The organism is Chelatococcus sp. KU-N122, assembly GCF_055391085.1.
On sequence record NZ_AP043981.1, the window covers coordinates 8,351,322 to 8,372,575 of the forward strand.

The window sequence follows — 21,254 nt, forward strand, 5'->3', positions numbered from 1 at the left end:
TGGCGCATCGCACGATGCTGCTGACCTTCAGCAACCACGCCGTGGTCTATCATAGAAATTACAAGTTATTATGACCAACGGAACAATTTTATAGCTCCGAGCTCAAGGTAGTGCATAAATGCTTCGATGACACCGAAGCATTGCCGCTCTCGTCTTTCCCAGCGACTGGCTACGCAAGGCCTGCCGGAGTCTGAGCCCGGAGCAATGGATCAGGAGGCGCTCAGCGGACCAGCTTCGCCGGTGCGTTGTCCTCCAGAAAGCGAAGATAGCCGTCGCGGTCGCGGCCCCGCATGTTGAGGTTCAGCCGGTCGACGCCGATGGCCGCATAGTCGGCCACCACCTGCGGGTCGGCCGCCATCGGGGGCGTGACACTGATCGCAAGGCGGCCCTTCGCGCGCCCCAGGCCATGGCGTTGCTGGGCTTCCGCCAGGCCTGCAAGGGAGGCCCTCGTGCGCTCGATGTCGGTCGCGAACCCGAACCATTCGTCAGCGAAGCGGACCGTACGGCGATAGGCGGCCGGGGAGTGGCCGCCCATGACCACCGGCGGGCCCTCGCGCCGCGTGGGCCGGGGATGGGCGTCGACGCCCTCGAAGCTGACGAACTCCCCGTGATAGGCGGGCGCGTCCATGCTCCAGAGCGCCTGCATGGCGGCCAAGTATTCGTCCGCGCGCTTGCCGCGGTGCTCCAGCGGCACGCCGACGGCGCGGAACTCGGGCTCGAGGTAGCCGACGCCGATGCCGAGCAGGAACCGCCCGCCCGTCAGCACGTCGACGCTGGCGACCTCCTTGGCGAGCGCCACCGGATTGCGCTGGGGTAGAAGCAGGACGCCGGTGCCCAGCAAAATCTTGGAGGTGAACGCACCCGCCCATGTCAGGGCCGGCAGCGGATCGAGCAGCGGCTCGGTCGGCTCCAACGGCGACGGCGGCACGCGGGGCGAAGGCAGGCACATGTGCTCGCCGGTCCAGACCGAGTCATAGCCGAGGTCCTCGGCCGCCTTGGCGACTTCGGCGAGCAGCGTGGGATTGACGGCGATCGCGCCCATATTGATGCCAAAAACGCCAATCTTCATCGCGCTCTCTCCCGTGCTTATTCTCTGTCTTCGACCCAACTAGTGTGGTGGATCTGAAGTTCCTGCTCCCCACATGGCATCAATGTTCAGGACCTTCAGATCCATTAAACCACACTAGAATCATAGAGTTGCTAGTGTGGCTTAGGAATCCGAAATTCGCTCCGAACGATGCCCCGAGGTGGTGCGAATTTCGGATTCGCCACACTAGCGCGGCTGCGGCCCAGGCGCGACATTCACCGAATGTCGGCGCCACGCATTGGATGATCAACTATAGTGGCGGTGCATCATAGCGCCTAGAGCGCACATGCCCCTCAACGCGATCGGGATGCGCTTCCGTCGGCGCTGCGGCTGCCCTGTCAACCGGCGGCGACCGATGGCTTGCGGTCGGCCCAGGGCCGCGCTTGCTCCAGCAGCGCCCCCAGGCGCAGCACGTTGCCGTCGCCGTGGCGGGGGCCGACGATCTGGACGCCGGTGGGCAGCCCGTCGCGCCCCCAGCCCGACGGCACCGACAGCGCCGGATGCCCGGTGAGATTGAACGGGTAGACGAAGCCGGTCCAGTTGGGCTGCACCGGCCCGACCGCCTCGCCGTCGATCTCCACGATGCCGGTGGCGCCGTCGAAATCGGCGGCCAGGGCCGTGCGCGTCAGCGTCGGCGAGACCAGGAAATCATACGTGTCGAACAGCGCCTGCACGGCGCGGAACAGCCGCGTGCGGGCGTTGATGGCGCGGATGTAGGCGGCGACGTCGTAGCGCTTGCCGGCGGCCACATAGGCGCGGAGCACGGGATCGGTGCGCTCGCCGAAGCGCTCGACCACGGACGCCAGGTTGTTGGCGATCGAGCACAGGTAGAGCACGCGCTGGTCCTCGGCCATCCAGTCGATCTCGGCCGTCACCTCCTCCACCTCGGCGCCGAGGTCCGCCAGCACGTCGAGCGACGCGCGGGTGTTCGCCGCCACATCGGCTGCCACCGCCTTGCTGCCGGAGCGGCTCAGATAGCCGATCCGCAGGCCGCTCAGGTCCTGCGACAGCAGCCGCGGCGAGATGTGGCCGAGGGGCGCCGCGTTGACCGTCCACGGGTCGAGCGGATCGGCGCCGGCCATGACCGATTGCATCAGCGCGGCGTCGGCGATGGTGCGCGTCAGCGGGCCTGCCGCGATGACGTTGCCGAAGGCGTCGCGCGTCTCCTGGTAGGGAACCGCACCGGTGGTGCCCTTGAGGCCGACGAGACCGCAACAGGCGGCCGGAATGCGCGTCGAGCCCGCCCCGTCACTGCCGAGGCCGAGCGGCCCGAGGCCCGCCGCCACCGCGGCCGCCGCGCCGCCGCTGGAGCCGCCGGGCGTCCGCTCCAGGTCCCACGGATTACGGGTGATACCGAAGATCGGCGCGCTGGTCTGGCCCTTGATGCCGAACTCCGGCGTCGTCGACTTGCCGATGACGATGGCGCCGGCATCCTGAAGCCGGGTCACCAGCACGTCGTCGTGGTCGGGCACGTTGTCGGCGAAGGCGACCGAGCCGAAGGTGGTGCGCACGCCCTTGGTGGGGATCAGGTCCTTGACGCTGACGGCGACACCGTGCAGGGGCCCGAGCGGCCGGCCCGAGGTCACCGCCCGTTCCGCCTCCTGGGCCGCTGCGCGCGCCCGCTCGGCGGTGACGGTGACGAAGCAGTTGAGCGCCGGCTGCAATCGTTCGACCGCCGCCAGCACCGCATCGATATAGTCGACCGGCGACAGCTGCTTGCGCCGGATCAGCGCGGCGATCCTGGTGGCCGGGGTGAACAGGAGTTCGGTGCTCGCCATGTCGGTTGCCTCGTCGACGGGTCGATGGAAATCTCAGGCAGCCTGCGCGGAATCGTAGAGGTGGCAGGCGGTTTGCCGCCCCGGCGCCGTCTCGCGCAGCACCGGGATTTCCGCCCGGCAGCGCGGCATCACGTGCGGGCAGCGGGCATGGAAGCGGCAGCCGGGTGGCGGCGCCAGCAGGCTTGGCACCTCGCCGCCGACCACCGGCGGCCGGGGGCGGGCCGGATCGGGGCGCGGCACCGCATCGAGCAGGGCCCGCGTATAGGGATGCTGGGGCGCGGCGTAGAGCGCCTCCCTCGGTGCGCTCTCGACGATCGCGCCGGCGTACATCACCGCGACACGCTGCGCGACGGCCCGCACCACGGCGAGATCATGGGCAATGAACAAGTAGCTCAGCCCCATGCGCTGCTGGAGGTCCATCAGCAGGTTGACGATCTGCGCCTGCATCGACACGTCGAGCGCCGACACCGGCTCGTCGCAGACCACGAAGTCCGGCGCCAGCGCCAGCGCGCGGGCGATGACGATGCGCTGGCGCTGGCCGCCGGAGAATTCGTGCGGGAAGCGATCGGAGCTGTCGCGCGGCAGTCCGACCAGCTCGAGCAGCTCGCGTACCCGGTCGTTGCGCTCGCGCCGCGAATGGGTGCCGGCGATGTCGATCGGCTCGGCAATGGAATGGCCGACCCGCAGGCGCGGATCGAGGGCTGCGTGCGGGTCCTGGAAGACGAACTGCAGGCGCGCCCGCACGGCGGCCAGGTTGGCGCGGCGCCCGGGGCCGGTGATGAGACGGCCGAACAGCTTGACGGAGCCGCCCGTCGGCTCCGTGACGCCGACCAGGATGCGGCCGGTGGTCGACTTGCCCGAGCCGGATTCGCCCACTAGCCCCAGGGTCTCGCCAGGCCCGATGTCGAAGGAGAGCTTGTGCAGCACCTGCAGCAGCACCGGCTGTCCGTGCGCGCGCCCGGCCGGGAACGCCATATCGAGATCGCGCACCGCGACCAGCGCGTCCATCACGCCACCCCCGCGGCACGGGTGCGCGGCGCGCAGCGCACGCGGTGGCGCGCCTCGATCGCGACCAGCTCCGGCACCGCCGCCCGGCAGATCGGTTCGGCATAGCGGCAGCGCGGACCGAAGCGGCAGCCGGCGATGGCTTCGTCCGGATCGGGGATGCGGCCGGGAATGGCGTAGAGCCGTGCGACGGGGGCCTCCAGGGCCGGCATGGAGGCCAGCAGTCCCTCGGTGTAGGGATGGCGCGGCGCGCGGAACAGCACATCGACCGGCGCGTCCTCGACGACGCGGCCGGCGTACATGACGATGACCCGGCCGGCGAACTCGGCGATCACGCCCAGGTCGTGCGAGATTAGCATCACCGCCATGCCGAGCTCGGCCCTGAGCTCGCGCAGCAGCTCCAGGATCTGGGCCTGGATCGTCACGTCCAGCGCCGTGGTGGGCTCGTCCGCGATCAGCAGGCGGGGGCGGCAGGCGATGGCGATGGCGATCATCACGCGCTGCCGCATGCCGCCGGACAGGCGGTGCGGATAGTCGTCGACGCGTCGGGACGCGTCGGGAATGCGGACGAGGTCGAGCAGCTCGATGGCGCGGCGCCGCGCTGCGGCGCGGTCCATGCCCTGATGCAGGCGCAGCGTCTCGGAGATCTGGTCGCAGATCGACAGCACCGGGTTCAGCGACGACATCGGGTCCTGGAACACCATGGCGATATCGCGGCCCCGGACGCGGCGCAGATCCCGCTCCGGCGCCTTCAGCAGGTCCTGCCCGGCAAAGCGAACCTGGCCGCGGGGGAAACGCGACGTGCCGCGGGCATGCAGGCGCAGCAGCGACAACGCGGTCACGCTCTTGCCGCTACCGGACTCGCCGACCACACCGACGCAATCGCGCTCGCCGACGTCGAAGGAGACGCCGTCGACCGCCGTCGTCCAGCCGTGGTCGGTGCGGAACTGGACGGTGAGGTCGTTGATCGAGACGAGTGGCGCGGCCATGGCTAGCCCGGTCCCTTCAGCCGCGGATCCAGGACATCGCGCAGGCCGTCGCCGAGCAGGTTGAGCCCGAGCGCGGCGAGGCTGATGGCGAGGCCGGGAAACAGCATCACCCACCACGCCTCGGTGGCGTAGTCGCGCCCCTCGGCGATGATGTTGCCCCAACTCGGCGTCGGCGGCTGCACACCGACGCCGAGGAAGCTGAGCGCGGCTTCCGCCAGGATCGAGTAGGCGAAGACGAAGGTCATGTGCACCAGCAGCGGGCTGACGCTGTTGGGCAGGATGTGCCGCAGCATGATGCGGAGCGGGCCGGCGCCGGCGATGCGTGCCGCCAGGACGTAGTCGAGCTCGCGCACGACGAGGGCCGAGGCGCGCACGATGCGGGCGCCGGCCGGCACGTAGGCGACGGTGAGCGCGATGATGACGCTCTCCATGCGCGGCCCCAGCGCCGCCGTGATGCCGAGGGCCAGCAGGATGGCGGGGAACGACATCAGCCCGTCCATGACGCGCATCAGCAGCGCGTCGAGGCCGCGGAACTGGGCGGCAAGGACGCCGATGAGCGCGCCGAGCACCCCGGACAGGAGGGCGACGACGAAGCCGATCCACAGCGACACCTGGGCGCCGTAGAGGACGCGGGTCAGCACGTCGCGGCCGAAGGCGTCGGTGCCGAACGGAAAGGCTTGCGAGGGCGGCTTGAACCTGAGCCGCACCTTCATGCTGGACGGGTCGATGCCGGTGAGCGGTGCCAGGATGGCGGCCAGCGTCAGCAGCACGAGCAGGACGAGGCCGATCTGGAAGGAGCGATGGCGAAGCAGCCGGCGCACCAGCATGAAACGCCGGCGGGGCGCGAGGGTGGTGGCGGCCGGGACGACTGCCAGCGCCAGCTCAGTCATAGCGCACCCGCGGGTCTGCGAGCGTGTAGAGCAGATCGACCATGAGGTTGATGGCGACGAAGGCGAAGCCGTAGATCAGCATGACGCCCTGCACCAGCGGGTAGTCGCGCGCCATGATGCCCTGCACCACCAGGCGGCCGATGCCCGGCAGGGCGAACACCTGCTCGATCACGACCGAGCCGCCCAGCGCCGTCGACACCAGGATGCCCATGGCGGTGATGACGAGGATGAGCGCATTGCGGAAGGCGTGCTTGCCCACCGTGGACCACTCGCCGAGGCCCTTGGAGCGGGCCGTGCGGATGAAGTCCTGGCTCAGCACGTCCAGCATGGCCGAGCGCGTCATGCGGGCGAGGAAGCCGATCTGGAACAGCGACAGCATGCCGGCCGGCAGCACGAGGGAGCGCAGCCACTGCACCGGATCCTGCGCCAACGGCACGTAGCCGCTGGAGGGAAACCAGCCGAGCATGACGCTGAACAGGATGACGGCCAGGATGGCGATCCAGAAGCCCGGGATGGAGACGCCGATGAGCGCCACGGTCATGACCAGGGAATCGACCCAGGTCTGCCGGTAGTAGGCGGCGATGGAGCCGATCAGGATGCCGATCGGCAGGGTGATGGCGATCGACAGCCCGGCCAGCGACAGGGTGACCGGCAACCGCTCGCCCATGGCGGACAGCACGCTCTGGTTCAGCATCAGGGACGAACCGAACTCGCCCTGTGCCAGGCGCAGCAGCCAGATGCCGAGCCGCTCGAGGAACGGCCGGTCGAGCCCGAGGCTGTGGCGCACCGCCTCGATCGCCTCGGGCGAGGCCTGGTCGCCGGCGATCACCACGGCGGGATCCCCCGGCAGCAGGCTCATCAGCAGGAACGCCAGGATCGAGACGATGAGGATCACCGGCGCCGCCTGCAGCAGCTTCAGCATGATCAGCCGGAGCATCGGATCAATCCAGATACAGATCCCACAGCTGAAGGATGCCGGGATAGTCGGACTGGCCTTTCAATTTCTTCGAATAGCCGCTGAGGCGCCCGGAATCGGCGATCTTGATCATGTAGGCGTTGCCCAGCACCTGCTGCTGGATCTTCAGCCAGGCGGCCCGGCGCTGGTCGAGGTCGGGCGCCGTGAAGAACTCCTTGTAGGCCGCGTCGAGCGCGTCGTTGCCCTTGATGCTGGGGAAGGCATAGATCATCGGCCGCCATTGCTGCGGTCCCAGCACATGATCGGGCCCGAACAGTGTCGTCGACAGGTTCCACTCGCCGGTGCCCTGCTGCATGTGCGCGGCGTTGGTGGTCCAGTCCACCACCTTGACGTCGACGTTCATGCCGGCCGCCTTGAGCTGCTCGGCTACCACCAGCATGGTCGTGCGCATCCACTGGTAGTTGCTGTTGGTCTCGATGATGATCTTTTCGTTCTTGTAGCCGGCCTGTTTCAGCAGCTCCGCAGCCTTGGCGGGGCTTTTCTGGTCATACCACGGGGTCGGGGCCGCCTCGCCAAGGTAATACGGCGTGTTGGGGAACGACATCCACGGGTTGGCCTTGTTGACGCCGCCGGTCGCATCGGTGATCTCGCCGACATCGATCGCCGCGGCGACGGCCTGGCGGATCAGCACGTTCGCTGTCAGCCCGTATTGCGAATTGACGATGATGTAAGTGCCGCCGACCGGGAACACCTGGCGGATGGCGAGATCGCCGCGCTCCTCGACACGAGCGCGCAGCTCGGTCGGGATGGTGGAGGCGAGCTGCACCTCGCCCGTCTGGAGGGCGGCGATACGGGTCGTCGCTTCCGGGATGAAACGGTAGCGCACCGCATCGAGATAGACCGTCTTGCGCCCGGCATAGCCGTCACGCTCGGGTGAGCTCGTGTCCGGCACGTAGCCGTCGAAGCGCTTGATGACGAGGTGGCTGTCCTTCACCCACTCGCCGAGGGAGAACGGGCCGGTGCCGATGACGTCGATCTCGCGGGCCGCCTTGTCCTTCTGCGCCGCCGGCAGGACCATGAACGGGAAGATCGGCGTCTTGAGCACGTCGAGCAGGACGACGTTCGGCGTCTTGAGGCGGATGATGAAGGTGTAGGGATCGGGCGTCTCATAAGCCTCGACGTCGGCCAGGTTCTTGGCGTTGGGGCTGACGCGCTGGTAGCGCTCCAGCGAGGTCTTGACGTCGGCCGAGGTCATCTCCTCGCCGGTATGGAACTTGACGCCGCGCCGAAGCTCGAAGGTGTAGGTCCTGGCGTCGTCCGACGGCGTCGCCTTGGCGGCCAGCATCGGCTTGGTGGCGTTCTGGTTGTCGAGGGCGACGAGGCCCTCGAACAGGTTATGGATGACCTCCAGCTCCACCGCGCTCGACGACACGTGCGGATCGAGCGTGCCCGGCCCGGACACGGTGGCGTAGACCAGCGTGCCGCCGCGCTTCGGGTCCGCCCATGCCGGCCCGCTGCCGAGCGGCAGCGTCGCCAGGGCGCCCAGCGCCAGCGTGCTGCGACAGAAGTCCCGCCGTCCGATCATGGTCATCTCGCGCACCCTCGTCTGCGCGCGGAGCTCGGCATCGATGCTCGAGCCGCCCCGCGTCGATTGCGGTGAGGATGCCCGCAGGCCCTATGGCCGGCCGAGCACCGATATATCATACATAAACAAGTTGCGTGCCACCTCGCCGGCTTGGCTCATGCCGTCGCCAGCGCGGCGAAGGCCTCCCGGGTCGCTTCGAGGGCAAAATCGATGTCGGCCGCGGTGTGCGCGGCCGACAGGAACATGTTGTGGCGCGGATGCAGGTAGACCCCGCGCCGCAGCGCCTCCAGGGTGAAGCGGTCGCCCTTGGCGCAGTCCGGATCGTCGTCGAACAGCACGGTCGGCATCTGCGGCGGCCCACTCTGGCGCACGCCGATGCCGGCGGCCGCCGCCTGCGCCGCGATGCCGTCGCGCAGGCGCTGACCCATCGCGTGCATGTGCCCGGGTCCATCCATCGCCTCGAGCGCGTCGATGGTGGCGAGCGCGGCGGCCATGGAGACGGCGCTGCACCAGAACGAGCCGGTGACGAACACGCGTGAGGCAGCATCGCGGAAGCGCTCGTTGCCGGTCACGGCGGCCAGCGCGTAGCCATTGGCGATGGCCTTGCTCCAGGCGCTGAGATCCGGCTGGACGCCGAGCAGGTCCCAGCTGCCCCGCAGGGTGAGCCGGAAGCCCGCACGCACGTCGTCGAGGATCAGCGCGGCCTCCGTGGCATCGCAAAGCTCGCGCACGCGGCGGGCGAAGGCCGGATCGGGGAGCTCCTGGTCGAGGCCGTAGTCGTGCCGGAAGGCCGAGACGATGATGCCCGCGAGGTCCTGGCCGGCCGCCTCGACGGCCGCCTCCAGGCTCGTCACGTCATTGTAGGTGAAGGTCAGCAGGTGGGCGCGATCCTCGGCGGTGACGCCCAGCGGATAGGGCGAGCACCAGGGGACCGCGCCGTGATAGGCGCCCTTGGCGACGAGGATCTTGCGGCGGCCGGTGGCGGCACGCGCCAGCGTCACGCAGGTGGTGGTGGCGTCGGTGCCGTTCTTGGCGAAGAGCGCCCAGTCGGCGTGGGGAATCAGGCCGACCAGCCGCTCGGCCAGCTCCACCATGCGTTCGGAGGGGCCGTTCAGGCAGTCGCCGGCCGCCATCTGGCGCTGCACGGCCTCGGTCACGGCGGGATGCTGGTGGCCGAGCACGACCGGCCCCCAGCTGCACATGAAATCGACGTAGCGGCGCCCGTCCACGTCCCAGACGTAACAGCCCTCCCCGCGGGCAAAAAACTGCGGGTAGCCCGCCGGCAGGCCCTCGCTGCGCATGTGGCCGTACATGCCGCCGGGGATGACGCGCCGGGCGCGGGCGCGCAGCTTCTGATCCGGCGTCTCGGCATGGGCGTTCATGGCTCGTCCTTCGCTCACGGACGGATCAAGAATATAGAATATATCTTCCGAGTCCAGCGTTCGCCCGCTTTCCCGCCGACCATCAACGCCACGTTATTGAGGTCGCCGGCGGGCCACGCTTGCCGCCGCGAATGTCATCACCAATTCGGGCCGCCGTAGAATATGCGCAGGATCGTCACGCGCTCGGCATCGACGGTAAAGGCGACCGTCAGCCTGCGTTCGAATCCGACGGTGCGCAGGCCGCGCCTGATGTCGTCGCGCGCCGTTCCCCGTTCCGAGGCAATATCGAAGCCGCGTAAATAAGCTTCGATGCGCTCAAGATAACGCGATGCGATCGCCGGCGATGCCGCCTCGCTGATCCAGTCATGGAGATGCCGCAGGTCGGCGTGTGCCTCGGGCGCAAAGACGACCGCGCGGCGGATCACCGCCGATCCTTGAACCGCTCCGCGTCGCGGGCGCGAAGGTCGGCGAAGACCCTGTCCGCTGGAATGGCGCGTGTCGGCTCCGCCGCCATGGCATCGAAGGTCGCGGCGACTTCGTCGTGCAGCCAGCGCTCGATGGCCTCATCACGCTCCTTCAGCGCCCGCAACCCGGCCCGGACCACCTCGCTTGTCGAGGCATAGTCACCAGCGGCGATCTTGGCGTCGATAAAGGCGGCATGCTCAGCGGGAAGGCTGACGGTGCGCTTCTCGATCGTGGACATGATGAAATCTCGCGACGACGACGAAGGCATAATGTATGAATAAATCATACCGAAGTCCAACGAGCGCCGCGGGGCGACGATCACCTCACGTCGGCGCTGCGCCGGCGCCTGCCCTCGCATGCTACCTCGCCAATGGCGGGACGGTCCGGGCCTTCTCCAGCGGCTCGTCCTCGCGACCCGCTGAAGACCGCTCCGGGCCCGATCCGTCGCCCCCGGCTCAGGGCCGCCGAGAGCCCAAGGCCTTCCGCGTGGCCTCAGGTAGGCCAGTCGGGTCGATCAGCATGTCGAATACCTTCAGGTTATGCGTGTGGGCGAGCTGGTGAAGATGGAAGGCGTTCCGCATCGCGATCTCGCGCCCCTGGGCGTCCTGAACGCCGTTGGCCGCGAGCTTGGTCAGCTTCAAGGCGAAGCGTGACTTCTTCGCGATCTTGCGCGCCATGGTCATGGTCGCCTCCATGAGCTCCGCCCGCGGAACGACCTGATTGACCATGCCGAGCCGGAGCGCCTCCTCGGCTCCGATCTCGTCGGACGTGAAGAGCATTTCCTTGGCTTTGCGCAGGCCCATCTCCCAGACATGGGTGAAGTACTCGTGGCCGCAGACGCCGAAACTCACGACCGGGTCTGCGAACGCGGCATCATCGGCCGCAATGATGAGATCGCACGGCCAGGCCAGCATGAGGCCGCCGGCGATGCACTTGCCCTGCACGGCGGCGATCGTCGGCTTGGGGATGTTGCGCCAGCGGTCGGAGAAGCCCAAGTAGATTTCCTCCTCTCGCGTCATCTGCGCTTCGGCACCAGCGCAACCGAAGCCGCAGACGGGCGCGACGGTCTTGTGCTCCCGCATGGCTGCATGACCATCGGTCTCCTGAAGATCGTGGCCGGCGGAAAAGTGCTTGCCGTTGGCGGCCAGAACGATGACGCGGACGTCGTCGTCGTGCGCAGCCTGGTCGAACGCATCGTTCAGCTCATAGAGGAGCTGCGTGTCCTGGGCATTGGCCGTGTTCGGCCTGTTCAGGGTGATGCGCGCAATTCCCGGCTCCGGCACGTCATAAAGGAGCGACTGAAAGTTCGACATCTCTTTCTCCACTGGTGTTGCGAGGCTTGGTCGACCCGACGCGAACTGCTGCCGGCCCGCTGGTCGCCGTGTTCCCATCAGCCCCCCGCGACCATCCATGCCACGCGAGGAGCCGTTCCAGCTCCTTGTCCTGGCATTGGACCGCTCCAAGGGCCGGCGCCCACGCCTGGCTCCGATGCTCCGGCAGACCGCCCGGCGCTCCGGGCTTTGGGGCGGACGACAATCGCGCGCGAGCTTACCTTTGGGCCGGATCGACGCCGACGACCGGTCCCATGGGTTCCCAACTCTCCCCGTTGAAGCTCACCATCTGGCCTTGCGTGAGCGCGGCATAGTTGCTGGGACTGGTATTGATCGTAATGGCCGGGAGGAGCAGCCCGAGCGTGACATTCTCCAGGCTTGTCGCCTGCCGCATGATGTTGTCGCGAGACAGATCGTCGCCGCTGCGCCTGAGGATTTCTTGGAGAAGTTGCGCGGCAGCGTAGCCGAACGCATTTATGCTCAGTCCACGGTCACCCTCCTTATACCAGGTGTCCATGAACTCCAGATATTCCCGCACGCCCGGGTCGTCCTTCCAACGCGCATCGAGCGGCTCCTTGAAGAACTGCATGCTGATGACGCCCGTGGCGTTCTCAAGACCGGCCGGCTTGAGAACGGCGGTGATCGAGTTGCTCACGGCCCCGAGGATATGCATCGGCTTCCAGCCAAGCTCGGCGACCTTGCGGATTGTCAGCGCGGCGAATCGAGGCGTGGTAAAATTGGCCAGAACATCGGCGCCTGAAGCTCTCAATTTGAGGATATGCGTATCGATCGAGGCATCTGCCGTCTCATGCGTCGCCTCGACGACGATGAGCTTCGAGGCCTTGTCGCCCAGCGCGCTCTTGAAGCCCACCGCCATGTCGCGTCCGAAATCGTCGTTGGGATAGAGAAGCGCGATCTTCGCGTCCGGCTTGGTGTCGAGGATGTACTTGGCGTAGAGCGCGGCCTCGATGTTGTAGGGCGCGGCTCCCCAACCCATGGTCCATGGGAAGTTCTTCGGGTCGGCAAACTTGCTCGCCGCGGTCGAGGACAGCAGCTGCGGCACCTTCATCGCGTTCATGTATTTCATGATGGCGGTGTTGCTCGGGGTGCCCACACCGCTGAAGATGAAGAGCACGCCATCACTTTCCACGAGCTTGCGAGCCTGCTCGACCGCCTTCGGTGGGGAATAGGCGTCGTCATAGGAAATGAAGTTGATGCTGCGGCCGTTGACCCCGCCCTTCGCGTTCAGCATGCGAAAGTAGGCGGCCTCCGATTTCGCGATCGCGCTGTAGGCGGAGGCCGGACCGCTGTACGGCGCGAAGTTTCCGACTTTGATCTCACCTTTGCTGGCACTGGCCGACTGGCTGAAGGCCGACGCCGAAAGCAAGAGGGCGCCGACCAGCGCCGCACCGGTCAGCTCGATGCGGCGCCGCAGCGTCCGGCAAATGAAGAACATGTCGATCTCCTCCCTTGTTTCTTGAGCCGGCGGCGCGCTTGGGCCGGCGGCACGTTTTGGCCGCGACGGGGCGCAGCGTCAGCCCGTGCGCCCGAAGCGTTCCACCAGCAGGAATTTCTGCACCTTTCCTGTCGGCGTACGCGGCAGAGGCGCGTCGTCGAAGTAGATCGCGCGTGGAATCTTGAAGCCGGCCAGCTTCTGGCGGCAGAACTGCTCCACGTCTTCGGCGCTCGGCGCCGCGCCCGACGGTGAAGACGGAACGATCAACGCCGCCACGCGCTCGCCCCAGAACTCGTCCGGCAGCGCGAACACCGCGCAATCGGCCACGTTGTCCATGCTGAGGATCGCCTCTTCCACCTCCGCTGCGTGGACGTTCTGTCCACCGGTGATGATCATGTCCTTGAGGCGCCCTCTCACATACAGAAACCCGTCCTCGGTCATGGAGCCGATATCGCCCGTATGCACCCACCCGTCGCGAAACGTCTCGGCCGACTTTTCGGGATTGCGAAAGTATTGCGTGACCGATCCGGGCGACCGCCCGACGATCTCGCCGGGCTCGTCGGGTGCCGCCAGCGAGCCGTCGCTCCGTTCGATCCGCACCTCCGCGAAGCTGATCGGAACGCCGACGGAGCTCGGATGGAGCTCGCGGTGCGCCGGCGTGCTCACCGTCAGCGCGCCGCTCTCCTGCATGCCATAGTACTCGTAGATGTGCGGGCAGAGCTCGCGCGTGATGCGCTCGCGGAGCTGCGCAGGGAACGCGGAGCCGGCGAAGACGACGCCGCGCAGGCTGCTCAGATCGCGCGACGGTCGGCTCGGCTCGCCAAGAAGCATGGCGCCCATGGTTGGCACGGCGTTGAACAGGGTGACCCGCTCGTCCTGGATGAGGCGGAGCGCCTCGGCCGCATCGAAATCCATCAGAATGTTGCGGGCGCCGAACATCAGCCCGGCCGCAATCCAGGCGTAGCCGACGCGGCCGAACGCGGGGAAGATCGTCATGAACGTGTCGCGCGACGTTGCATCGTACGAGGCGAACATCGGGCCGATGGTCGCGTTGTTGTAGTGCGTGAGGGTATAGGCCTTCGGCAGGCCCGTGGTGCCGGAGGTGAGATTGAAGTAGAAGGCGTCCGCCTCCTGCACGTCCGCATGCGGCTCGTCCGCAGTCACGGAGGACAGCAGCTGTTCGTAGGGTTGTGCCCATGGTGGCGGATCATCTCCGATCGCCACGAAGTGCTCGATGCCCGGCGCCGCCTCCTTGACCTGCTGCACTGCCGCGAGGAAGCGGGTCGCAAAGACCAGGGTCTTGGCGTCCATCTCCTTGACCAGCGCAATGATCTCCGCCGGTGCCAGGCGATAGTTGAGCGGTATGCCGACGAGCCCGAGCTTGGCGAGCGCGAAGTAGATCTCGGGGAGCTCGGAGCGATTGTTGCAGAGGAACGCCACGACATCGGGCTTGCGAAGGCCGGCGTGGGTCAGGCCGTTCGCCAGGCGATTGCAGCGCTCGTTCGCTTGGCGGAACGTGATGCGCCGCCCCGTTCCCGCGCACAGGAAGGCCTCGCGGTCGCGAAAGTTCAGGGCCGCGGAGGTCATGATGCTCCCGACGACCATCCGTCCCAAGGCACGCCGCGGCTCGGAGGACGCTTCCCTCTGCTCGTCGCGTGAGTCACCTACTCTCATCGTTCCATCCCCGTTTTCGTTTGTCATCGGTCGTGTCGGCGCGCCTGAGACAGTCAAAGCACGTCCTTTGCGACGATGGGCTTCAGGATCTCGTTGGTGCCTGCTGGTCGTGCGAAGCCCGACGCGCTGACCGGCGATCCGTTGCGGTCGGGCTGAACGCAAGATCAGCCAGCGCCGTCATGCGGGCGCGGACTGTTGCGGCCGGAGGTCGGATGGCTACTGGCGTGCGGCGCCTCGCATCAAGGCAAACCAACCCGACGCGCAAAGCCCTCGACCCCAAGACGAGCCGACAACGCGGCCAGGATTACTCCGGAGGCAGGGCTCTGAGCAGCGCCTTTGTTCTCGTTTCGATCAGTGTTGCCATGTAGCGGTCTGTCAGGATGTAGAGCTGATCGTCCTGGATCGCCCGGAGAACCATCTGGCCCACGGCATCGGGCGAAACACCCCGTTCTGCGCCATTTTTCCGCATCGCGCCCGTGCCGCTTCGTTCTCTTCCTGAGTCATTTTATGAACGGCCACTACGGCAAGCATTTCGCGCGTAATCTGAAGGTACCCCAATCTCTTCCTCCCAATGATTCCCGGTATTCTTGTGTCGCACGACGCAGCGCCTTGCCCACGCATCGGTCGCTCTGCCGACAGCGCCAAAGCTTCGCCGATCGCTTCTGTCCGTCCGGCGGTGATGGAGCTCCAGGGTTCGTGATCGCGAATCTCGGCCGATCGAGTCCTGCCGACGTGGCCGCATCCGTTCGATTCTCGCGATGCGGGCCCTTCGGTCAATTTCCTTAAGGCGCAGAGTTATTCCTCAAAGGAATGGCTCTCCCGGTGCTGCCAACCCGAAAGCCTCCTGCGGCGGCAGGCTCAGGACAGCTGGGCGTGGACGGTCGAGGTGGGACCGCCACGATGCCGTTGCTTAGTCTCGCACCTGCGAAAGATCGTCTGCTTCCGGCTGAAGCAGCGATTCGCGACAGGCCTTGATGAAGGCCCGCACCGCCGGGCGGGGCTCCCATCGCGCCCGCACGGCGCAGCAGAGAGGCTCCAGAGGGAGCGATTCCAGGAAGGGGACCCGCGCGAAGCGGCGCCTGAACGCATCCGACCGCGTGAACTGCACCGCGATCACGCCAATCGCATCGGTCGTGGCGACAATGCGGCTCGCGATAGGAAAATAATCAATGACGTGAATTTTCTGGTGAGCGTTGAAGCCCTGGCTTTCAAACCACTCCCGGATCCGGGAGCCATAGGGCCGTGAAGCGGATGGCGAGACAAAGTCATAAGCGGCGACATCGGCGATCGTCACGGGGTCGCGTTGCAGAATGGGGTGGCCTCGGCGCGCAAACAGTGTTGTCCGAAGCGGCGGGAGAGCCTCGGGCCGAAGGTCGGGCTGCTCGCTGAACGCTGCGTCGAAGCCGAGCGCGACATCCACGCCGCCCGTCCGAAGCTGCTGAACCACGCGGTCGAAGCTCGATCCGCTCACCTCCAGGCGAATGGTCGGGTGGCGCGCGAGAAGCAGCGTCAGCGGGTCGAGCAGTCGCCATTCGATGGATGCAGGGCACACGCCGATACGCAGGATATCGGCATAGCGATCCTGGCCCATGGACCCGCCACGCAAAAGGTCGGTGGCGTCTTCGAGCAGGCGTGCGGCGCGCTCCACGAACACGCGCCCGTCTTCGGTCAATACGGCGCCGCGTGCGGTCCGGTTGAAAATCAGAAAACCCGAGCTGCGCTCGAGATCGGCAATGCTCTTGGTTATCGCAGACTGAGTCACGCCGACGCGTTCGGCCGCAAGCGAGAAGGAGCCCTCGCGGGCGGCAGCGACGACATGGACTAAACGACGGTCCAGCACGGCACGTCCGATCGAGCTAGGAGAGGAGCATGATTGGCAAGGCAGGTCATTCCGCGGCTACTCCCCGTGTGCGCCAGGGCTATGAGAACGGCGCTTCGGCCCCCCCGCCTGGCTGGATGATCACGATCCTTCGCACTCCCAGGACAACGCCCTGCATGTCGGTGTGAGCCCGTGAACGGCCAAACGACTTTCAAGATATTATACGACCGCTTGGTAATATATTGCGCCGACGGGCCGGCTCGCAATGACGACCGCTGCCGGGCTCGAACCTACGACCCGCTGATTAAAAGTCAGCTCCTCTCGCCGACGCGGCGTCGATCGCGCTGGACAACATCAAGATTCAATAACATATCTTATGTTACGAATAAGAGAGGAGTTCTTGCTCTATTTCGATTCAGTGAGCGCACCGAACGCGCGGGTGAGCAAGCGGAGTCGCGCATGTGGACCCGTATGATCGATCTTCTCAACGTTGAACGTATGACGGACGCTATCAAGTGTCGCCCCAGCAATATTCAAGGCACGCACGCAAAGCATAACTATAAGACGATGCTGCCCGTCGATGATTGGTCCAATAGGAGGAGCCATGGCTCATTCGTTTGAAGGCAATCGCGTTACCAAGCATACGGGAACAGAGTTCCCGATCTTCCAGGCGCCCATCGGGTTGATCTCGCGGGGAGCGCTCGTGGGCGCCGTTTCGGCCGCGGGTGGCGTCGGCCTGATGGAAACCGCCCACATGCCCATGGCGGAGATGCAAGCGGAATTCGACCTGGTGCGCGCGCGCTCCAATCGGCCTTTTGGCCTGCACCTGATGATCCCGATCCTGGCCGCGAAACCCGACCGTGAAGCGGCGGTTCTCGACTGGGCGCTGGATGGCAGGACGAGTTTCATCACGACCGGCTACGGTGACCCGGCCCGCCACATCAAGCGGATCAAGGACGCAGGGGTCACGACCTATCACCTGACGGACTCGCTCGACGAAGCCTTGCGCGCACAAGATGTGGGCGTGGACGGCGTCGTGCTGGGCGGCGCAGAGAAGGGGGGCGGTCACAGCTCCAACGGTCTGCACACGTTCGCCCTCCTGCAGAAGGCGCGTCGGCGCCTCACCATACCGATCGTAGCGACCGGCGGTATCGTCGACGGCTACGGCATGGCTGCGGCGTTTGCCTTGGGCGCGGAGGGCGTGTGGATGGGCACCCGCTTCATCACCTCGACGGAGTGCCCCTGGCACGACGCCTACAAGCAGGCCATCGTCGACGCCGAAGACGTCTTGGACATCGACATGGGCTTGCCCATCATTCCCAGGATGCGTGCCGCCCGCACGCCCTTCGCCGAAGCCGTCGCCCGCGGCGAGGCGGGCCACAAGAAGAATCCTTATGCAGGAGACACCAAGCGGCTCTTCTATGAAGGGGAAACGGGCCAGGCCTTGGTCGGTTGCGGCGAAAGCGCGGTGTTGATCGACAAGGTCAAGCCCGCTGGCGACATCGTGCGTCAGACGGTGAGCGAGTTCTGGGAGGCCGTGACGCAGCTTTCGAACTTGCGCTAGCTCGGTCCGCACGATCGGACGCAACGGCGCGACCGCCCGGCGAACAGCAACTCCGGCATTGATGTGGTCAGCGAGAGGGGTCGGCCAAACGCTCGAGCAAACCGTGTCTCGCAGGCGCTAAGAATCAGCGGCTCGCCCCGCTCCTTGCCGCACCGGGCTGCGCTTGCGCCGGCTCGGCGCCGGAAAATCCAGCTGGATGCCGCCGTCGGGCGCATCGACGATGACCGCGCCGCCGGCCTCGATCTTCTCCATCAGCTCGACCAGCCGGGCGCCGCCCTCCAGGATGTCGTCCTGGATCGCCTGGCGGGCGGCGGCGGCGTCGCGCCGGCGCAGCGCCTCCATCAGGACGATGTGCTGGTGCGTGCCGGGATAGGTGGGCGGGGCGTGCGGATAGAGGAACTTCAGCAGGGGGCCGTTGCGCAGCCAGATGCCTTCGAGGATCGAGACCAGGTCGCTCATGTGCGAGGCCCGATAAACCAGGAAATGGAAGTGGAAGTTGGTGAGGGTGGCGGCCTCGTAGTCGGCGCTCGTCTCCGCCGCCACCAGTTGCCGGTGCAGTTCGTCGAGGCGCGCCAGGTCGTTCGAGGTCAGCAGCGACGTTGCCTTCTCGGTGGCGAGCCCCTCGAGCAGGAGCCTCACCTCGCGCAACTCCTTGTAGCGGGAGACCGACAGCCGGGTGACGGTGATGGCCTGGCTCGACCGCATCTCGAGCCCGCCCTCGCGCACCAGCTGCATGATCGCCTCGCGCACCGGCGTCTGGCTCACGCCCATGGCGAGCGCAAGCTCCTGGATGCGCAGCCGCTGCCCCGGCCAGAAGCGGCCGGCCATCAGGGCTTCCCGGAGCTGGCCGTGGACGCGCGTGGTCAGGTTTTCGCGGCTGACGGCCAGTCCGTCGAGCATCTCATGGCTCCGTTGCTTCGACATCCGACGCAGAGACACCGCCGTCGCCGATGGATAGGCGCCGATGGTCGACAGCGCCGGCGGCGATCGCCGCCCAGTCGTAGAGCATAGGCACCATCTCGCCCGCCGCCCACGCGGCATTCTGGTTGAGGTGCCAGGGGCTGCCGGGTTCGCCCGAGGCGCCGTGGAAGACGATCCAGCGCGAGTTCTCCCAGGCTCCCACGTCGAAGACGTAGCGCGCCAGCGACGCATAGACCGCCCGTGGCCCGATGGTGGCGACGCAACCGGTGGCGAAGATCGTATCGTTGTCGCCGCCCACCGGCTCCGACAGCCGGTCGAGCGCCGCCGCCTGGTCCGGAAACACCGCCGACAGCGGATGGGTGAAGCGCGGCCGATGCACCGCCCCCCAGGCCTGCGGCTCCAAGGCCGCAGCCTCGTCCAGCGCCTGCCGCAGCAGCTCGTCCCAGGAGGCGCCGCCGAGCAGCGTCTCGTCGCCGGCGCGCAGCAGTCCCGGCACCGCCCACCACAGCTGGTTCTCCGCCACCGTGCCCGGCGGCACCTGGGCATAGGGGCTCGCGGCCACCGCAGCGAGGCCGCTGCGCTGCGTGACCAGCCGCGTCAGCGCCAGGCGAACGGCGACGTAGGCGTTGGCGCCTTCCGAGTCCGGCGCCATGCGCCCGTCCCAATCGAGGATACGGCGCTGGAGGGCGGCCGCAGCGGGCGCTTCCAGCGACAGCGGACGCAGCCGCTCCCGCAGTTCGCGGCCGGGGATGGTCTCGATGTCGCGATGCATCGCCGTCATATCGTCGACCGTAGCCAGCCCCAGCCCGGCCAGACGCTGCCAGATGCGCCGCGCCCGGTGGGGCGGCATGCAGTCGGTCGAAAGGTAGTCCGCCCCCTCGGCCGCGACCCGGTTGTTGGCGGTGACGATGGCACCGCCGGCCGGATCGATCGCGGCGGGCATGCGCTCGAACGGCACCATGCCGTCCCACTCGTGCGCGCCGGTCCAACCCGGCACCGGCAGCCAGCCGTTGGCGCGCGGCCGCTTCGGCACCTTGGCGCGCACCCGGTAGCCGATGCGCCCACCGGTATCGCCCGCCACCAGATTGTGATCCATCATGCCCCACGGCCGCGTAGCCTCGTAGAGCGCCTCGACGCTGCCCGCGCGCAGCATCGGGATCATGCAATCGAAGGAACGATCGGTTTCGGCGAACTGCATCGAGCGCAGCGCGAGCGCCGTGCCGGAGGCAGGATCGCCGGCGACGACCGGTCCGTGCCGCGTTTCGACCACGTCCACCTCCACGTCCGCCTCGCCGCGCACGGCAATGCGCTCGCGGCGGCGGCGCACAGGCTCCCAGCGCTCCTGGAACAGGCATGTCTGCGCGTCCGCGGAAAAGCGCTCGACGTAGAGGTCGTGGATATCGACGAAGGCGTGAGTGACGCACCAGGCCACCGCCGCGTTGTGGCCGAAGTGCGGGAAGCCGGGCACGCCCGGAACGGTCAGGCCGATCACGTCGAAGTCGTCGCAGGCGAGATGCACCTGCGCATACATGTTGGGCATCTCCAGCACCCGGTGGGGATCGCCGGCGACGAGCGGACGGCCGGTGGCGGTGCGTTCCGGCGCGAGGGCCCAATTGTTGCTGCCGCCGGTCACGTCGCCCGGCGCCTGCGCCAGCAGTGCTGCGAGACCCGGCTCGAGGTCGGCCATGGCCGCCAGGAACGGGCCCGTCTCGCCGCCCGGCGGCAGGCACAGGAGCTCGTTGCCGCCGTCCTCGTAGCGCAACCGGACGACGCCCTCGGCGCCGACGATCGGTAGCGCCGCCGCACGCCACAGCTTCCACCACACCGAGCCCATGAGGAAGCCGATCTGGCGCATCACCGCGATGGAGTGCCAGGGCTGCCAGTCCACCGGCTCGGCGCCGAGCAGGCGATACTCGACCGGCCGGTAGCCCGTGGCCACGAAGGCATTGACGCCCCTGGCGTAGGCCACGAGCATCGCCTGCGCCTCGCCGCCGAGAGCCGCAAAGTCGCGCTGCGATGCAGCCGCGGTATCGAGCTGCCGCGCCAGGATGTCGGCTTTGACGGCGCCCTTGCCGAGCCATTCGGCGTAGTGCCCCGTGCCCCGGCGCAACAGCGCCTCCATCTGCCAGAGCCGGTCCTGCGCGTGGGCGAAGCCGAGCGCCGTGAAGGCGTCGGACATGGTGCGCGTCCTGATGTGCGGGATGCCCCAGGCATCGCGCCAGATATCGACCCCCGCCGTCGCGCCCGCTGCGTCTGCACCCATGGAAACGCTCCTCGCCGCTCGATCGGCTAAGGATATATCATATGCTCGCAAGCGGGCGAGTGTGTCGATGGGACATCCGGGCGCCTAAGGATGGCGGCCTCGGCCAGCGCCACCGCGACGGTCAGCGGG

At 67.3% G+C, this 21,254-nt stretch carries 17 protein-coding genes; 1 reads left to right on the plus strand and 16 read right to left on the minus strand.

Annotated elements, in window-relative coordinates; all coding sequences use genetic code 11:
* Nucleotides 1-220: 220 nt before the first annotated feature.
* The 14 genes from ACZ5PO_RS37655 to ACZ5PO_RS37720 form a co-directional block, all read right to left on the minus strand.
* Nucleotides 221-1,069, minus strand: coding sequence for a TIGR03619 family F420-dependent LLM class oxidoreductase (locus ACZ5PO_RS37655; protein ID WP_464188185.1), 849 nt, complete (start codon nucleotides 1,067-1,069; stop codon nucleotides 221-223).
* Between the two features lie 356 nt (nucleotides 1,070-1,425).
* The gene (locus ACZ5PO_RS37660) at nucleotides 1,426-2,865 is read right to left on the minus strand and encodes an amidase (RefSeq protein ID WP_464188187.1); all 1,440 of its coding nucleotides are present in this window, start codon (nucleotides 2,863-2,865) and stop codon (nucleotides 1,426-1,428) included.
* Nucleotides 2,866-2,898: 33 nt separating this feature from the next.
* A complete protein-coding gene (locus ACZ5PO_RS37665; RefSeq protein WP_464188189.1) occupies nucleotides 2,899-3,873 on the minus strand; it encodes an ABC transporter ATP-binding protein in 975 nt (324 codons plus the stop codon).
* Entirely contained in the window at nucleotides 3,873-4,859 is a 987-nt protein-coding gene (locus tag ACZ5PO_RS37670) for an ABC transporter ATP-binding protein (protein WP_464188191.1), read from the minus strand. Before ACZ5PO_RS37670 ends, ACZ5PO_RS37665 begins: the two co-directional genes overlap by 1 nt.
* A 2-nt stretch (nucleotides 4,860-4,861) precedes the next feature.
* On the minus strand, nucleotides 4,862-5,749 hold the full coding sequence (locus tag ACZ5PO_RS37675; protein ID WP_464188193.1) for an ABC transporter permease: 888 nt from the start codon (nucleotides 5,747-5,749) through the stop codon (nucleotides 4,862-4,864).
* Nucleotides 5,742-6,686 carry an ABC transporter permease gene (locus tag ACZ5PO_RS37680; protein WP_464188195.1) on the minus strand — a complete coding sequence of 315 codons (945 nt, stop codon included), beginning with the start codon at nucleotides 6,684-6,686 and terminating at the stop codon, nucleotides 5,742-5,744. The genes ACZ5PO_RS37675 and ACZ5PO_RS37680 overlap by 8 nt, the downstream gene beginning before the upstream one ends.
* A 4-nt stretch (nucleotides 6,687-6,690) precedes the next feature.
* Entirely contained in the window at nucleotides 6,691-8,256 is a 1,566-nt protein-coding gene (locus ACZ5PO_RS37685) for an ABC transporter substrate-binding protein (RefSeq protein WP_464188197.1), read from the minus strand.
* Between the two features lie 149 nt (nucleotides 8,257-8,405).
* Nucleotides 8,406-9,632 carry an aspartate aminotransferase family protein gene (locus tag ACZ5PO_RS37690; RefSeq protein WP_464188199.1) on the minus strand — a complete coding sequence of 409 codons (1,227 nt, stop codon included), beginning with the start codon at nucleotides 9,630-9,632 and terminating at the stop codon, nucleotides 8,406-8,408.
* Between the two features lie 137 nt (nucleotides 9,633-9,769).
* Nucleotides 9,770-10,057, minus strand: a complete 288-nt coding sequence (locus ACZ5PO_RS37695; protein WP_464188200.1) for a type II toxin-antitoxin system RelE/ParE family toxin — start codon at nucleotides 10,055-10,057, stop codon at nucleotides 9,770-9,772.
* Entirely contained in the window at nucleotides 10,054-10,455 is a 402-nt protein-coding gene (locus tag ACZ5PO_RS37700; protein ID WP_464188202.1) for a type II toxin-antitoxin system ParD family antitoxin, read from the minus strand. Before ACZ5PO_RS37700 ends, ACZ5PO_RS37695 begins: the two co-directional genes overlap by 4 nt.
* 97 nt (nucleotides 10,456-10,552) lie before the next feature.
* A complete protein-coding gene (locus ACZ5PO_RS37705) occupies nucleotides 10,553-11,410 on the minus strand; it encodes an enoyl-CoA hydratase (RefSeq protein ID WP_464188204.1) in 858 nt (285 codons plus the stop codon).
* A 235-nt stretch (nucleotides 11,411-11,645) separates the two neighbouring features.
* Complete coding sequence (locus ACZ5PO_RS37710) at nucleotides 11,646-12,884, minus strand: ABC transporter substrate-binding protein (RefSeq protein ID WP_464188206.1); 1,239 nt, start codon at nucleotides 12,882-12,884, stop codon at nucleotides 11,646-11,648.
* Nucleotides 12,885-12,962: 78 nt separating this feature from the next.
* Nucleotides 12,963-14,471, minus strand: a complete 1,509-nt coding sequence (locus ACZ5PO_RS37715) for a class I adenylate-forming enzyme family protein (RefSeq protein ID WP_464188209.1) — start codon at nucleotides 14,469-14,471, stop codon at nucleotides 12,963-12,965.
* A gap of 997 nt (nucleotides 14,472-15,468) precedes the next feature.
* Nucleotides 15,469-16,398: a LysR family transcriptional regulator gene (locus tag ACZ5PO_RS37720; RefSeq protein WP_464188211.1), complete on the minus strand. Its 930-nt coding sequence runs from the start codon at nucleotides 16,396-16,398 to the stop codon at nucleotides 15,469-15,471.
* 583 nt (nucleotides 16,399-16,981) lie between these two features.
* On the opposite strand from ACZ5PO_RS37720, the gene ACZ5PO_RS37725 reads away from it, so the two are divergent.
* Entirely contained in the window at nucleotides 16,982-17,941 is a 960-nt protein-coding gene (locus tag ACZ5PO_RS37725; RefSeq protein ID WP_464188213.1) for an NAD(P)H-dependent flavin oxidoreductase, read from the plus strand.
* Between the two features lie 117 nt (nucleotides 17,942-18,058).
* Here ACZ5PO_RS37725 and ACZ5PO_RS37730 read toward each other — a convergent pair whose 3' ends face one another.
* On the minus strand, nucleotides 18,059-18,841 hold the full coding sequence (locus tag ACZ5PO_RS37730; protein ID WP_464188215.1) for a GntR family transcriptional regulator: 783 nt from the start codon (nucleotides 18,839-18,841) through the stop codon (nucleotides 18,059-18,061).
* Between the two features lies 1 nt (nucleotide 18,842).
* Nucleotides 18,843-21,125, minus strand: coding sequence for a penicillin acylase family protein (locus ACZ5PO_RS37735; RefSeq protein WP_464188217.1), 2,283 nt, complete (start codon nucleotides 21,123-21,125; stop codon nucleotides 18,843-18,845).
* Nucleotides 21,126-21,254 lie beyond the last annotated feature (129 nt).